At 72.0% G+C, this 13,394-nt stretch carries 13 protein-coding genes; 10 read left to right on the top strand and 3 right to left on the bottom strand.

The features are described from left to right. Position 1: 1 nt before the first annotated feature. The gene (locus tag AB0M02_RS03660) at positions 2 to 220 is read right to left on the bottom strand and encodes a hypothetical protein (protein ID WP_364222529.1); all 219 of its coding nucleotides are present in this window, start codon (positions 218 to 220) and stop codon (positions 2 to 4) included. A 160-nt stretch (positions 221 to 380) separates the two neighbouring features. Between AB0M02_RS03660 and AB0M02_RS03655 the strand changes: the two genes are divergently transcribed. From AB0M02_RS03655 to AB0M02_RS03630, 6 genes are all read left to right on the top strand, one after another. Further along, the gene (locus AB0M02_RS03655) at positions 381 to 1,874 is read left to right on the top strand and encodes an aldehyde dehydrogenase family protein (protein ID WP_364220842.1); all 1,494 of its coding nucleotides are present in this window, start codon (positions 381 to 383) and stop codon (positions 1,872 to 1,874) included. Between the two features lie 9 nt (positions 1,875 to 1,883). Further along, positions 1,884 to 2,531 (top strand): ATP-binding cassette domain-containing protein, encoded by a 648-nt coding sequence (locus tag AB0M02_RS03650; protein WP_364220839.1) that lies wholly within the window; start codon positions 1,884 to 1,886, stop codon positions 2,529 to 2,531. Beyond that, positions 2,528 to 4,024, top strand: a complete 1,497-nt coding sequence (locus AB0M02_RS03645; protein ID WP_364220837.1) for a DUF6297 family protein — start codon at positions 2,528 to 2,530, stop codon at positions 4,022 to 4,024. Before AB0M02_RS03650 ends, AB0M02_RS03645 begins: the two co-directional genes overlap by 4 nt. Positions 4,025 to 4,074: 50 nt before the next feature. Beyond that, positions 4,075 to 5,322 (top strand): NAD(P)/FAD-dependent oxidoreductase, encoded by a 1,248-nt coding sequence (locus tag AB0M02_RS03640; RefSeq protein ID WP_364220834.1) that lies wholly within the window; start codon positions 4,075 to 4,077, stop codon positions 5,320 to 5,322. An 8-nt stretch (positions 5,323 to 5,330) separates the two neighbouring features. Then, complete coding sequence (locus tag AB0M02_RS03635) at positions 5,331 to 5,819, top strand: MarR family transcriptional regulator (RefSeq protein WP_364220831.1); 489 nt, start codon at positions 5,331 to 5,333, stop codon at positions 5,817 to 5,819. A gap of 79 nt (positions 5,820 to 5,898) precedes the next feature. Then, entirely contained in the window at positions 5,899 to 6,357 is a 459-nt protein-coding gene (locus AB0M02_RS03630) for a hypothetical protein (RefSeq protein ID WP_364220828.1), read from the top strand. A 46-nt stretch (positions 6,358 to 6,403) separates the two neighbouring features. On the opposite strand, the gene nucS is transcribed toward AB0M02_RS03630, so the two are convergent. Continuing rightward, complete coding sequence (gene nucS, locus AB0M02_RS03625) at positions 6,404 to 7,063, bottom strand: endonuclease NucS (protein ID WP_364220825.1); 660 nt, start codon at positions 7,061 to 7,063, stop codon at positions 6,404 to 6,406. Between the two features lie 60 nt (positions 7,064 to 7,123). Between nucS and AB0M02_RS03620 the strand changes: the two genes are divergently transcribed. The 4 genes from AB0M02_RS03620 to AB0M02_RS03605 are packed head-to-tail and all read left to right on the top strand — an operon-like array spanning position 7,124 to position 12,486. Then, a complete protein-coding gene (locus tag AB0M02_RS03620; protein ID WP_364220822.1) occupies positions 7,124 to 7,744 on the top strand; it encodes a DUF4126 domain-containing protein in 621 nt (206 codons plus the stop codon). Positions 7,745 to 7,752: 8 nt separating this feature from the next. Next, positions 7,753 to 9,093, top strand: coding sequence for a hypothetical protein (locus AB0M02_RS03615; protein WP_364220819.1), 1,341 nt, complete (start codon positions 7,753 to 7,755; stop codon positions 9,091 to 9,093). Positions 9,094 to 9,131: 38 nt separating this feature from the next. Next, positions 9,132 to 11,747 (top strand): FtsK/SpoIIIE domain-containing protein, encoded by a 2,616-nt coding sequence (locus AB0M02_RS03610; RefSeq protein WP_364220816.1) that lies wholly within the window; start codon positions 9,132 to 9,134, stop codon positions 11,745 to 11,747. Further along, positions 11,734 to 12,486 (top strand): hypothetical protein, encoded by a 753-nt coding sequence (locus AB0M02_RS03605; RefSeq protein WP_364220813.1) that lies wholly within the window; start codon positions 11,734 to 11,736, stop codon positions 12,484 to 12,486. Before AB0M02_RS03610 ends, AB0M02_RS03605 begins: the two co-directional genes overlap by 14 nt. Here the strand turns inward: AB0M02_RS03605 and AB0M02_RS03600 are convergent. Beyond that, the gene (locus AB0M02_RS03600; protein WP_364220810.1) at positions 12,483 to 13,331 is read right to left on the bottom strand and encodes a 3-hydroxyacyl-CoA dehydrogenase family protein; all 849 of its coding nucleotides are present in this window, start codon (positions 13,329 to 13,331) and stop codon (positions 12,483 to 12,485) included. The genes AB0M02_RS03605 and AB0M02_RS03600 overlap by 4 nt on opposite strands. Positions 13,332 to 13,394 lie beyond the last annotated feature (63 nt).

The raw sequence follows: 13,394 nt of genomic DNA, 5'->3' as shown, positions 1-13,394 counted from the left end.
ATCACCCATAGCGCGGGGCGTTGCGCGAGCGCTCCACCCCTGGGGCACGCCGGTCCCGTGCCCGCCAGCACCCGGTGTGCCAGTGCCGCCGGTCGCTCTCGTCGCCGTAACCGTCGGCCGGCCACGCCACCACGTGCGCCACGCCCGGCCGGATGTCCTGCATGCAACCCGGGCACCGGTAGGTCTTGGACGCCGCCGCACCGAAGATGTTCCGCACCATCCACTCACCGTCCTGCCACTGCTGGACGCGCTCCTCGGTGATTCCGGGACGATCCGGGCGAGGGTCCTCGGCGTCACGGCGGCGGGGGTGGTTGCGGCGGGGGCTCACAACTCAAGAGTACGTAGTGACTGATCAGTAACAATCACCCTAGACTCCGGATATGACGGCGACTCACGTTCCCGGCCAGCCCGTGCTCGAGGACGGGCAGTTGATCTCCACGAACCCGGCGACCGGCGAGGAGGCCGGCCGGGTGAAGGTGGCCGACACCGACGCGGTCAACGCCGCGGTCGAGCAGGCCCGCGCCGCCGCCGTCTGGTGGCAGGGCCTGGGCTGGGACGGCCGCAAGACCCGGCTGCTGCGCTGGCGGTCGCTGCTGGTCGAGCGCATCCAGGAACTCGCCGAGCTGGCTCACCGGGAGTCCGGCAAGCCGGTCACCGACGGCGTCATGGAGGTGGCCGCCGCCGTCGAGCACCTGGACTGGGCGGCCCGGAACGCCAAGCGCGTGCTCGGCCCGCGACGGGTACGAACGCGGCTGCTCGTCGCCGAGCACTCCGGTCACCTCGAGTACCAACCGTTCGGCGTGGTCGGCGTGATCGGGCCGTGGAACTATCCGATCTTCACCCCGGTCGGCCCGATCAGCGGCGCGCTGGCCGCCGGCAACGCGGTGGTGTTCAAGCCCAGCGAGTACACGCCGGTGGTCGGTCAGTGGCTGGCCGACACGTTCGCCGAGATCGTCCCGGAGCACCCGGTGCTGCAGGTCGTCCACGGGCTCGGCGACGTCGGCGGCGCCCTCTGCCGCTCCGGCGTCGGCAAGGTGGCCTTCACCGGCTCCACCGCGACCGGTAAGAAGGTGATGGCGGCCTGCGCGGAGAACCTGGTGCCGGTCGTGATCGAGGCCGGCGGCAAGGACGCGCTGATCGTCGACGAGGACGCGGACGTCGCGGCGGCCGCCGAGGCGGCCGTCTGGGGTGCGATGACCAACGCCGGGCAGACCTGCATCGGCATCGAGCGGGTGTACGCGGTAGAGCCCGTCTACGACCGGTTCGTCGAGGCGGTCGTGGAGAAGGCCGGCAAGTTGCGTACCGGCGAGGAGATCGGGCCTATCACCATGCCGCGCCAGCTGGACATCATCCGCGACCACATCGAGGACGCGCTGGCCAAGGGCGGCCGGGCGGTGCTGGGCGGTGCAGAGGCGGTGCAGGCGCCGTACGTGGCCCCGACCGTACTCGTCGACGTTCCCGCGGACTCGTCGGAGATCCGCGAGGAGACGTTCGGCCCGACGCTGACGATCACCAAGGTTCGGGACGCCGACGACGCGGTGACCAGGGCCAACGACACACCGTACGGGCTGGGTGGCGCCGTCTTCGGCAAGCGTGACGGTATCCGGATCGCCCGCCGGCTGCGCGCCGGCATGGTCGCCGTCAACGGGACGCTCACCTTCGTCGGCATGGGCAACCTGCCGTTCGGCGGCGTCGGCGAGTCCGGGTTCGGCCGCATCCACGGCGAGGACGGCCTGCGCGAGTTCGCCCGCGCCAAGGCGATCACCGTACGCCGGGCGAAATCCCTGCTCCCCGCGATGACGTTCGAACGTACCCCGGCCCAGGTCAACCAGATCGTGAAGGCCCTGCGCCTTCTCTACGGCCGTAAGCCCTAGTCTGTTCGGGTGGTCGATCACCCGGCGGTCGAGGTCAGCGGTCTGCACGTCAGCTACGGCTCGGCGCCGGTGCTGGTCGATGTGGGGCTCGTCGTCCCGGCCGGCGCCGGCGTCTGCGTGACCGGCGAGAACGGCATCGGCAAGTCCACGCTGCTCCGCTGCGTCAGCAGCCTCCAGCAGGCCGACTCCGGCACGATCCGGGTCTTCGGCGCCGAGCCCGGTGACACCCCCGACTTCTGGCGCGCCGTGGTCACCACGGTCGAACCGCCCACCTGGTACCCCGGGCTCACCGCCCGCGAGCACGCCGAACTCGTCTGCCGGGCACACGGCCAGGACCCGGACGGCGCCGGCATCGACGAGGCGCTCGACCGGTTCGGCCTCACCGCGCACGCCGACGCGATCCCGCCGTCGCTCTCCTCCGGCCAGAAGCAGCGGCTCACGCTGGTGCTCGCCCTGGTGCGCCCGAGTTCGCTGCTCATCCTCGACGAGCCCGAGCAGCGCCTCGACCCCGACGGGCGGGCCGCCGTGGCCGCGATGCTCGCCGACTACGTCAGCTCCGGCGGATCCCTGCTGATGGCCAGCCACGACGACAAGTTCGCCGTCGCGTCGGGCGCCGAGATCACCACGATGGAGTCGCTGAGCGAGGCACACGAGTGACCGCCGCCGTCCCGCTCCGGCCGGTCCGGCGCTGGATCTCCCGCACCCAGTCGTCCCATCGTGATCGCGGGGAGACGCTGGGCAGCATCTACGTCGGCGTGCTGTTCGTGGCGATCACGGGTGCGATGCTGCACAACCAGCTCACCGCCCTCTTCTGGCCCGCCCGACCGGCACTCACCGGGCTGGCCGCGAGCGCGTCAGCCGTACTCATCCTGGCTTTGATCTTGATGGCACTGCGCCGCATCGGACCGATTTCGCTCAGCCGCCCCGCAGCCTATTTCCTGCTGACCGCACCCGTGAGCCGGCGCCGCCTCCTCCTGCCCTCCCTCCGCCTGACCGCGCTCGCCACCGCCGTGACATCCTCCGCAGCCGCATTCGCCCTGCTCGGCCATGCGGCTACCCGCGACACGGCTCCGGTGGCCCTGCTCATCGTCACCGCGGCGTTGTCCGGCGCGGCCCTCGTCCTGATCGCCGCCTTCGCCCAGTCCGATCCACGCCGCGCCACGCTGATCGACCGCTTGACCGCTTTCGCCCTTGCTGCGGCGCTGGCCGAGCTGGTTGCCGAGGCGGCCGGCTGGACGCCGCCCACGCTTCCCGGGTGGCCCCCCGCCGCGTCGCTGGTCACCCTCACCGGTGCGCTCGCGGTGATCGTCGCCATCGCTTCCTTCTCATCGGTACGCGACCTCGCGCACGTTCCCAACAACCGCATCCTCGAGTCGGCCAAGACAGCGGGCACCCTGTTCGACGCCGCGTTCGGCATGGAACCGTCGTGGGTCACCGACATGATCGAACGCCGCTACTGGTCCACCCGCCGACTGACCTCGTCCCGCCCACCGGCCCGCCTGCCGGTGCTGATCGGCCAGGACTACCAGCTGGCCCGGCGCCGCCTGCCCCACCTGCTCTGGCTGGCCGCCTCCGCCACCCTGCCGCTGCTGCTCACCGCCGCACCGGGCTGGCTGCTCGGCATCGCCGTCCTGCTCGGCGCCATGATCGCCGCGGGCACCACCACCGCCACCGTGAAGACCGACGCCGGCAACCCGGTCCTGCTCCGGATGCTCGGCCTCACCTCACGCCAGATCCTGATCCAGCGGCTGTGCCTCCCGGCCGTGCTGTCCACCGCCTGGACCACCGCGGCCCTGGCCCTGCTCCAGGTCACCGGCCACCTCCCCGCCGGACCCTGGCCGCTGCTCGGCCTGGCCGTCGGCCCGCTCGCCGCCACGGCCGCCGTCCGCCGTGCCCGGGTGGGTTTCGTCCGCAACGACCTCCTCCCCCTGGACACCCCGATGGGCACCGTCTCCACGGGTCCCCTGGTCAACGCGGTGGCCGGCCCGGATCTGCTGCTCCTCGGCCTGCCCTTCGTGATCGCCGTCGCCGGTGGGAAGCCGCTGTCACTCTCCGGGGTGCTGCTCCAGGCCGCGGTCACCGCCATGGTCGTCCGCCTGTACGTGACCGTCTCCACTTCGGACGACCGCACCGAACTGACCCGCCGCTGAGTTCGCCCGCGCCCTTGCCGAAATCATCTTAGTCGTTAAGATAATCGGCCATGGCCACATCGACCGACTTCTCGGTAGCGATCGCCGGCGCCGGACTCTCCGGCCTCTGTCTCGCCCAGTACCTGATGCGCGCCGGCATCGACGTGCACGTCTACGAGCGGGACCTCGGACCCTTCGTCCGGCAGCAGGGCTACCGGATCATCCTCGACCGGTACGGGTTGGAGGCACTGCGCGACTGCCTCCCCCGTCCGCTCTACCGACTGGCGCTGACCACCGGCGACGAACCCGGCGGGCACCTGCGCTTCACCGACAGCCGCCTGCGGGACGCGTTCACCATCAACTTCAAGATCGAGCCACACGCGACCCGCCAGGTCGACCGGATGACCCTGCGGTCGATCCTGATGTCCGGGCTGGACGGGCGCATCCATTACGGCAAGGCCGCCGTCGGGGTGGACAACCGCGGCCCGGCGGGACTGCGGCTGCGGTTCGCCGACGGCGGGGCCGTCCCGGCGAGCGTCGTCGTGGGCGCGGACGGCATCGGCTCGGCACTGCGCGCGCAGCTCATCCCGGACGCGGACCCGGAGAACACCCCGATGGCGGGCGTCTACGGCCGGACGCCCCTGCAGCGCAACGGCGCGAGCATCATCCCGGACGTGCTGCGTACCAGCGGTGTCCTGGCCATCGCCAACCAGCCGGGCCGTGCCTTCTTCTTCACCTCCATGCGGTTCGGCGAGAGCCCGCGGGAGGCGTTCGCGCGCCTGGCACCGGGCAGCTACGCGCCCACCGGCCACGACTACGTGATGTGGGGGATGCTGCTCCGGCAGGAGGAGGTGCCGATGGGCGCCCGCGGAGACCTGCTGGCGATGCGGGACCTGGCCGCCCGGATGAGTACGGACTTCCACCCGCTCGTCCAGCGGCTGGTCGACACGGCCGAGCTGGACGCCACGGTGCTCAACCTGTTCGCCACCGGCCGCCGCCCGGACCGCTGGGCGGTACCCCGGGCGACGATGATGGGCGATGCCGTGCACGTCATGCCGCCGTTCGGCGCTCAGGGCGGCAACACCGCGCTCCGCGACGCCGCCCTGCTCGGCCACCGGCTGGTCGAGGCCCGGGCGTTCGGCACGCCGGTGGAGGACGCGATCGCCCGCTACCAGGACGAGATGGTGCCGTACGCCTTCCGCGCCGTCGACACGGCCGCCGGGCTGATGCGCCGCCTCACCGGGGCCGCGGCCGCGCCGCACTGGGTGCTGACCCGCGTGTTACCTCGGCTGCACCGGGTCACCGTGCCGGAGGCATGATTGCGGGCATGCCCCACGAGCCGGCCCGTACGTCCACAATCGTCGATCTCATGCGCGCCGGCCGGGAGACCTCGCGGCTCTCGACGGTGTTGCGGTACGCCATCGCGGATCGCCTGGGCCTGACCGTGAGCGACCTGGAGTGCCTGGACTTCCTTGCGGACGCCGGATCCGCCACCGCGGGCCAGGTCGCCGAGCGGACCAACCTCACCACGGGCGCGGTGACCAGCATGCTCCGCCGCCTCCAGCAGGCCGGCTGGGTCACCGCCGAACGCGACCCGGCGGACCGGCGCCGGGTGATCGTCACCCTCCGGCCGGAGCGGGCCGCCGAACTGGACCGCCCGTATGAGGGGTTCGCCGAACGGGCGGGGCGGCTCGTCGAGGGCTACACCTCCGACGAGGTCGAGCTGCTGGTCCGGCACCATCACCGCCTTCAGGAGATGTATCTCGCCGAGCTGGACCACCTCCGCAGCGCCGAAGTCGCGCAGAAATCTGTTTGAGGGATCCCCCCACGACCGTCCACATCGTATACGATCCCGGACACGAAAGTTACTCGCATCAATGCGACGAGGGAGAACTTTGTCCAAAAACAGGATCATCACCATTGCTGCAGCGGCCCTGATGGGCCTGGTCACCACCCTGGCCGGGCCGGTCACCGCCGCGTCGGCCGACGATCTGCCGGTGCCGCCCGCGTTCGAGTACAACACCGCCGTCGCGGGCACTCCGCCGGCGGGCCTGCCGAACTCGAGCTGCATCGTGCACCCCGGTGCGACGGTCTGCTTCGTAGCGGACGGTGACCGCTGGTGGGTGCGGGACACCGCGGCCGACAGCGCGTCGGCGGCTGCCTACTGGCAGAACGTGGTCAACTCCAAGACCGCGCGCAGCGGCCGCTGCCTCAACTCGCTCGGCAACGGCACCTGGGGTTACTGCAGCAAGAACTACGTCGAAGCCAGCATCCTGCTCACCGAGGCCCGGGTCTTCGACGCCTCGGAGGGGGTCACGCTCAGCCGGAGCGCCCCGAAGACCTACTTCCCGTAGGACAGTGGTGGGCGGCCACCGACATGGCCGCCCACCGCGTCGTCGGTCAGAAGAGGGTCAGCTCGTTGCGCTCCATGCCGCGGAGCTTGTCGTAATCCACCACGACACAGCGGATCCCACGGTCGGTGGCGAGAACACGGGCCTGCGGCTTGATCTCCTGGGCGGCGAAGACACCGGAGACCGGAGCCAACAGCGGATCCCGATTCATCAGTTCGAGATAGCGGGTGAGCTGCTCGACCCCGTCGATCTCGCCCCGGCGTTTGACCTCGACGGCCACCGACGCGCCCGACGGGTCCTTCAGGAGCAGGTCCACCGGCCCGATCGCCGTCATGAACTCGCGGCGGACGAGCGTGAAGCCCTCGCCGAACGTCTCCGGGTGCGCCGCGAGCAGCTCCTGCAGGTGCGCCTCGACGCCGTCCTTCTGCAGACCCGGATCGACCCCGAGATCGTACGAATAATCCTGGAAGATCTCCTCCAGCGTGATCCGCAGCTCCTCGCCCGCCTTGTTCACCACTTTCCAGACGCCCGGCGCCTCCTGCAGCTTGCAGGGCGGGCTCATCCAGTTGAGCGGCTTGTAGGCACGGTCGTCGGCGTGGATCGACACCGACCCGTCGGCCTTGACCATCAGCAGCCGCACCGCCGGGGGCAGGTGGGCGGAGAGACGGCCGACATAGTCCACGGAGCACTTCGCGATGACCAGACGCACCGGGCGACACTACCCGACTCCCGCCCGGCGGGGTTCGCATGCCGGTGCCATGCTGGATTCGTGTTCGAAGCATTGACCGGGACCGGTCTGGCCGCATCCGCGGGCCTCAACGCGTACATCCCGCTGCTCACGATGGGCCTGCTCGCCAGATACACCGAGGCGATCAGCCTGCCGTCCGGTTTCGCCTGGCTCACGAACGGCTGGACCCTGGTCATTCTCGGACTTCTGCTGGCGATCGAGGTGGTCGCCGACAAGGTGCCGATCGTCGATCACATGAATGACGTGGTGCAGACGTTCGTGCGGCCGACCGCCGGCGGCCTGGCGTTCGGCGCGGGTTCCGCCTCGGAGACGGTGACCGTGGCCGACCCGGGCTCGTTCTTCACCTCGCACCAGTGGGTGCCGATCGTCGCCGGCGGTCTGATCGCGCTCGTCGTGCACGGCGTGAAGAGCGCCTCCCGCCCGGTCGTGAACGCGAGCACGGCCGGTTTCGGCGCTCCGGTCGCGAGCACCGCCGAGGACATCGGCAGCGTGGTGATGTCGATTGTGGCGGTCCTGCTGCCGATCCTGGTTCTGTTCGGCCTGGTCATTCTCTTGTGGGCGGCGTTCTGGGTGGTGCGGCGCCGCCGCCGTCGCAAGCGTGAGCGAATCTCCGGTGTCGAGACACGCCAGTTGTTTGGTTGACTGCTCGGGTGCCCGCTGTCGCCGTACCCGCTTTTGCCCTCTCCTGGTGGCTGGCTTGCTATGTGATCGGGCGCGATCCGGGGCGGTGGGCGCTCCGGTGGACGGCAGCCGCGCTCTGGGCGTACGCGATCGGTGTCGCCGCCTGGACCCTCGCTCCCGCAAGCATGGCCGCCGAGGTCCTCCTCTGCCTTCCCGCGCTCGGCTGGGCCGGCGCCGTCGTCGCGCTGCTGCCGCTGACCCCGCGGGAGCGCCGGCCGGTGGACCGTGGCGCCCTGGTGCTCGGCGTGCTCTTCCTGGTCATGGTGATCGCCCTGCCGGGGGTGGGCCGCCTCGTCGCGCTCAGCCCTCTGATCGGCGGCCTGGTGATGCTCTGGCGCCTTCGGCCGCAGGTGACGCCGCGCACGCTGCCCGCCGCGCTGACCGTGATGGCGTTGCTCTACGCGGCCGGTCTCGCCCTGCTGCTCTCGTCGGCGGACGTCGGTGACGGGGCGATACTGGTCGGCGCGATCGGCGTGGACCTCGTGGTGGTGGGCTATCTCATCGCGGTCGCGCACGCGGCCGAGGCCGGTGAGCGGCTGCGCCCGGATCTGCGCCGTTCACTGGCCGCGGCGATCACCGCGCTGGTGCTGATCGGGGTCCCGGCGGCCGCCACCATGATGATCACTAACGGCCATCAGGGTGTCGCCGCTCTGCAGTTCGTGATGCTCGCGGTGGCGGCCGCGCTGGCCGGTCTCGGCGGACCCGTGCGGCGCCTGATAGACCGGGTGGCGCTGCACGACGACGCGTCGCTGCGGTCGGACCGGGACTCGCTGTTCCTGAACGCGGACGCGCTGCTGCGCCGCCGGGAGCGGCGGCGGCTCGCCTCGATCAGCGAGCCGGAGTTCCTGCGGCTGACCCGCCGGGCGCTGAACGACTTCGGTGATCTCGACCGGCTGGCTCGCAGCCCGCTGACCGATCTGCCGGTGGTGGAGCGGCGGCTCGCCGGGCGGGAGGACCAGCCGCGGGCCCGCGCGCGTGAACTGCGGGCGGTGCTGCGGGAGAGCGTGTCGGCGCTGCGGCCGCCGGGACCGTTCAGCACCACCGACGACTGGCGCTACTACAACGTGCTCCAGTTCTGCTGCGTGCTCGGCCTGAACCCGTACGTGCGACGTCCACGCGGCGACGGGATGAGCCGGGAGGCGCGGCTGGCCGTGGACTGGTTCCGCCGGTACGTGTCGCGCGACGTCAACAAGCAGTGGCAGCGGGAAGCCGCGATGATCGTGGCCGAGCGCCTGTGGACGGAGATGGGCGGGCGGCACCGGGCGCTGCCCGCGCGACCGGCGGACGAGATCACGACACGCAACGGCTAAAGCCCCAAAAGGGGCGTATCTGGTTAAAATCCCCCACCATGGGCAGTCACCGCAACGCGCTGGTCGCCGCGGTCCGGCAGGAGCTCGCCGAGGCACGCGGGACGGCGCGGGCGGTCCTGGCCGCCGCGGAGTCGGCGCGTGGTGAGGCGCAGCACCGGCGGCGGCTGGTCCGCGACGCGTACGCCACGTGCCTCAACCAGCTGGTGGCGGCCCGAGAGGCGGCCCGCGACGACATCGAGCGGCGGTACCGCGACGAGGCGTCCCGGCTCTCCGGCCACCTGCGCGGGCTGGCCACGGTCAGCGCGACCGGTGCGGCCGGCGCGCCCTGGCGGCTCTGGGCGCCGAGCGAGCCCGAGCCCGGCGGCCGGCCCGGTCTGCTGCGCATCGGCACCATCACGTTCGACGACCGGATCGCGCTGCCCGGCCTGGTTCCGCTGCTCGACGCCGCCCACCTGCACCTGGCGGGCCCGGCGCCGAACCTGGACGACGTGATCACCGGTGTGCTGCTGCGGGCGCTCGGCAGCACCCGGCCCGGCGAGATCGAGCTCACCATCTACGACCCCGAGCACCTGGGCGGGACCCTCGCGCCGTTCGCGCCGCTGGGGCCGGCGTTCGTCGGGCCGGGCGGGCTCGGCTCCCTCCTGGACGAGCTCGTCGAGCACATCTGCAAGGTCAACGAAACGGTCCTGGCCGGACGGCACGGCTGCCTGGCCGACCTGGTGGCGGCGACGCCGGGACCACGACCCGAGCCGTGGCGGCTGGTCGTACTGCTCGCCGACCGGGCCACCGCCGCCGAGCTCACCGGCACGCAGCGGGCGCAGCTGGACCGGATCGTGCGTACCGGGGTGTCCTGCGGGGTGCACCTGGTGGTCCGCGGCCTGGAGGTGGAGAACGACCCGACGGTGGAACGGATCATGGTCCGCGAACAGACCGCGACCTGCCACTCGCTCGGCGACCTGGAGATCCGCCTGGACCCGCCGCCGCCGGCCGAGCGGATCGCGGCGTTCTGCCAGAGCACGGCCGAGCGGCTGCGCGCCGACCCGGGCCCGGCGCGACTGTCCGACCTGGAGCCTGCCAAGCTCTGGGCCGAGTCGTCCCGGCACGGGCTGAGCGCGCCGATCGGGGACAGCACCGACGGAACGCTGGTGGAGGTGCCGCTCGGCGACGACCCGCCGCACGCGCTGATCGGCGGGCCGTCCGGATCCGGCAAGACCAACCTGATCCACGCGTGGCTGGGCTCGCTCGCCACCCGGTACGGGCCCGAGGAACTCGCGCTCTACCTGCTCGACTTCAAGGAGGGCGTGTCGTTCGCGCGGTACGCCCCCGGCCCGCGCGACCCCTCCTGGCTGCCGCAGGTGCGCCTGGCCGGCATCAACGTCAACGGTGACCGGGAGTTCGGCCTGGCCATGCTGCGCCACCTCGGCGAGGAGCTGCGGACCCGGGCACAGGCGGCGAAACGGTACGACGCCGGGAAGCTGGCCGAACTGCGCGCCGAGGACCCGGACGGGCACTGGCCGCGGATCGTCGCCGTGATCGACGAGTTCCAGGTGCTGCTCGACGGCCGGGACGCGGTCGCCGACGAGGCGGTGGCGCTGCTGGAGGACCTGGCCCGACGCGGCCGATCGCAGGGCATCCACCTGATCCTGGCCTCCCAGGAGGTGGCCGGCATCCAGGCGCTGTGGGGCCGTCCCGGCCTGATCGGCCAGTTCACCCTGCGGATCGCGCTGCCCAAGGCACGCCGGATCCTGGCCGAGGACAACCTGGCCGCGGCGGTCATCCCCCGCCACCACGCGGTGGTCAACACCGAGTCGGGCGTGGCCGGGGCGAACCGGATCGTCCGGCTGCCGGACGCCGGCGACCGGAACACCTGGCGCGCCGTGCAGCGCAAGCTGTGGCGGACCCGGCCGGCGGGCTGCGAGGAGCCCCGGCTCTTCGACGGGGACGCGGTGCCCCGCCTGCCGTCGGTGTACCGGCCATCGGGCCGGGTTCCGTCGGCGGACGCCCCGGTCGGGTCGTCGCCGGGTGCGGTGCTCGGCGAGCGGATCGACGTGGCGGCACAACCGGCCCGCCTGCGGCTCGGCCGGATGCCGGGGCGGAATCTGGCGGTGCTCGGTACGCGTACCGATGAAGCCTGTGACGTGCTCGCCGCCGCCGCACTCAGCCTGGCCGCCCAGGGGCCCGCGCACTTCAGCGTGATCTGCCTGGCGCCGGAGGCCGAACGCGCGGCGGCCCGGCTGGTCGCCGAACTGCCCACCGCCGACTGGTACGACTCCTCCGACGTCCACTTCGACCTGCAGCCCGCCGACGTCCCGCGCTATGTCCTCGGATACGCGCTGGACGCGGCCGGTTCGGAGCACCGCCCCGGGTTGCGGGCGATGCTGACCGACGGCCCGGAGCGGCGCACCCACGTCCTCGGCTGGTGGCGCTCGGTGGCCCGGCTCCGCGACGACCTCGGCGGGGTGGGCGCCCGGTTCGACGCGATCGGCGCCTGGGTGGCGCTGGACGTGCAGGGCGCCGACCTCGCACCACTGCACCCGCAGCCCGGCGGGCCGGTCTGGTACCCGCGGACCCGGCGCGCCCTGTTCTTCGACCGATCCGTGCACCGCACACCCGAAGTGATCATCCCGTACGAGGTGAACAGTGACCACACGTGACCGGCAGCCTCTCGGCCGCGACTACCAGCTGATGGTGAGCGCCCTCGCCGACGTGACCCGGCGGCGCGACAGCGAGCTGGAGAACGCGGAGCAGGCGTACCAGGACAGCGCCGCCCGGGCGGCGGGCGAGCTGGCCCGCGCCGAGGGCGACGCGCTCGCGGCGGACCGCTGGGCGGGCGCGGCCGCGGCCCAGGTGCTGGACGTGGACCGGGAGGCCGCCCGGCTCTGGGACCAGCTGCGCCGGGCGCGCGGGATGCGGGTCCGCGCACTGGGCGAGGTGCCGGAGCCGGCCCCCGTCGAGGCGCTTCCCCGGGTGGCCCTGCAGCGGCGCCCGTCGACCGAGGACGCGCCGGCACCGGGACGGCAGTCGCCGCGGACGCTGCTGTCGCAGGCCGCCGACCGGATCGACGTGACCGTACGCCCGGTCGGCCGGCGCGCGCTCTCCCGGTGGATGCTGCCCCTGCTCCCGGTGGTGGGCGCGGTCAGCGCGGCACTCACCGGCCTGATCGCGGCCGGCCTGGTGACCTTCGGCGGTACCGGCGTCTGGGCCGGCGTCGTGATCCGTGGCATGGGCTGGCTGACGTTCCTGGTGGCCCCGTCGGCCGGGGTGCCGGTGGCCGCGCTGCTCGCTCATCGGAGGTTGCAGGCGCGGCTCGACATCGGCGGCATCGGGCTGACGCTGCTGGGCGGGATGGTGGCGGCGACGCTGCTCTCGCTGGCGTTCGCCGCGTCACGCTAGTAGCTGTAGAAGCCCTTGCCGGTCTTGCGGCCCAGGTCGCCGGCGGTGACCATGCGCTGCAGCAGTTCCGGCGGGAAGAACTTCTCGTCGGCGGTGTCACGGTAGATGTTGCTCGCCGCGTTGAGCATGACGTCGAGGCCGGTCAGGTCGACGGTGGCCAGCGGGCCCATCGCATGACCGAAGCCGAGCTTCATCACCGTGTCCAGGTCGGCCGCGCTGACCACGCCCGACTCCACCAGCTGGATCGCCTCGACGAGCAGCGCGGAGAAGAGCCGGTTGGAGACGAAGCCGGCGACGTCCCGCTTCACCTCGACGCAGGTCTTGCCGACCTCCTCGGCGTAGTTGCGCGCCGCCGCGAGCGTCGCGTCCGAGGTCTGGTATCCCCGGACCAGCTCGACCAGCTTCATCATCGGCACCGGCGAGAAGAAGTGGATCCCGACGACCGACTCGGGCCGTGACGTGACCGTGGCGATCTGGGTGATCGGGATGGCCGAGGTGTTGGTGCCCAGGATCGCGCCCGGCTTGCAGATCTTGTCGAGGGCCTTGAAGACCTCGTGCTTGGCCTCGACCTTCTCGAAGATGGCCTCGACCACGACGTCGGCGTCACCGGCCGCGTCCAGGTCGGTGGTGGGTGTGATCCGGGCAAGGGTGGCCTCGACGTCGGCCTCGGCGATCCTGCCCTTGGCGGCGAACCGGCTCAGCGAGTCCTTGATCGCCGACATGCCGCGGTTGAGCGAGGCGTCGTCGACGTCCCGCATGGTGACCTGCCATCCGGCCTGCGCCGAGACCTGCGCGATGCCGGAGCCCATCAAACCGGATCCGATGACCGCGAGACGACCCGCCATGCTCCACTCCTTTGTTCGAGGCGGAGAAAGTCTAACGGGGTTGCTTAACGGAAGTTCAGCACG

Origin of the sequence: Actinoplanes sp. NPDC051861 (genome assembly GCF_040681145.1) — a bacterium.
Classification (GTDB): domain Bacteria; phylum Actinomycetota; class Actinomycetes; order Mycobacteriales; family Micromonosporaceae; genus Actinoplanes.
The sequence above is the reverse complement of the archived record's forward strand: the minus strand, read 5'-3'. Positions and strand labels throughout refer to the sequence as shown.

Bases quoted from the DNA above. Each gene is read 5' to 3' on its own strand.
- AB0M02_RS03660 (WP_364222529.1), bottom strand. From the start codon at position 220: ATGGTGCGGAACATCTTCGGTGCGGCGGCGTCCAAGACCTACCGGTGC.
- AB0M02_RS03655 (WP_364220842.1), top strand. From the start codon at position 381: ATGACGGCGACTCACGTTCCCGGCCAGCCCGTGCTCGAGGACGGGCAG.
- AB0M02_RS03640 (WP_364220834.1), top strand. From the start codon at position 4,075: ATGGCCACATCGACCGACTTCTCGGTAGCGATCGCCGGCGCCGGACTC.
- AB0M02_RS03635 (WP_364220831.1), top strand. From the start codon at position 5,331: ATGCCCCACGAGCCGGCCCGTACGTCCACAATCGTCGATCTCATGCGC.
- AB0M02_RS03610 (WP_364220816.1), top strand. From the start codon at position 9,132: ATGGGCAGTCACCGCAACGCGCTGGTCGCCGCGGTCCGGCAGGAGCTC.
- AB0M02_RS03600 (WP_364220810.1), bottom strand. From the start codon at position 13,331: ATGGCGGGTCGTCTCGCGGTCATCGGATCCGGTTTGATGGGCTCCGGC.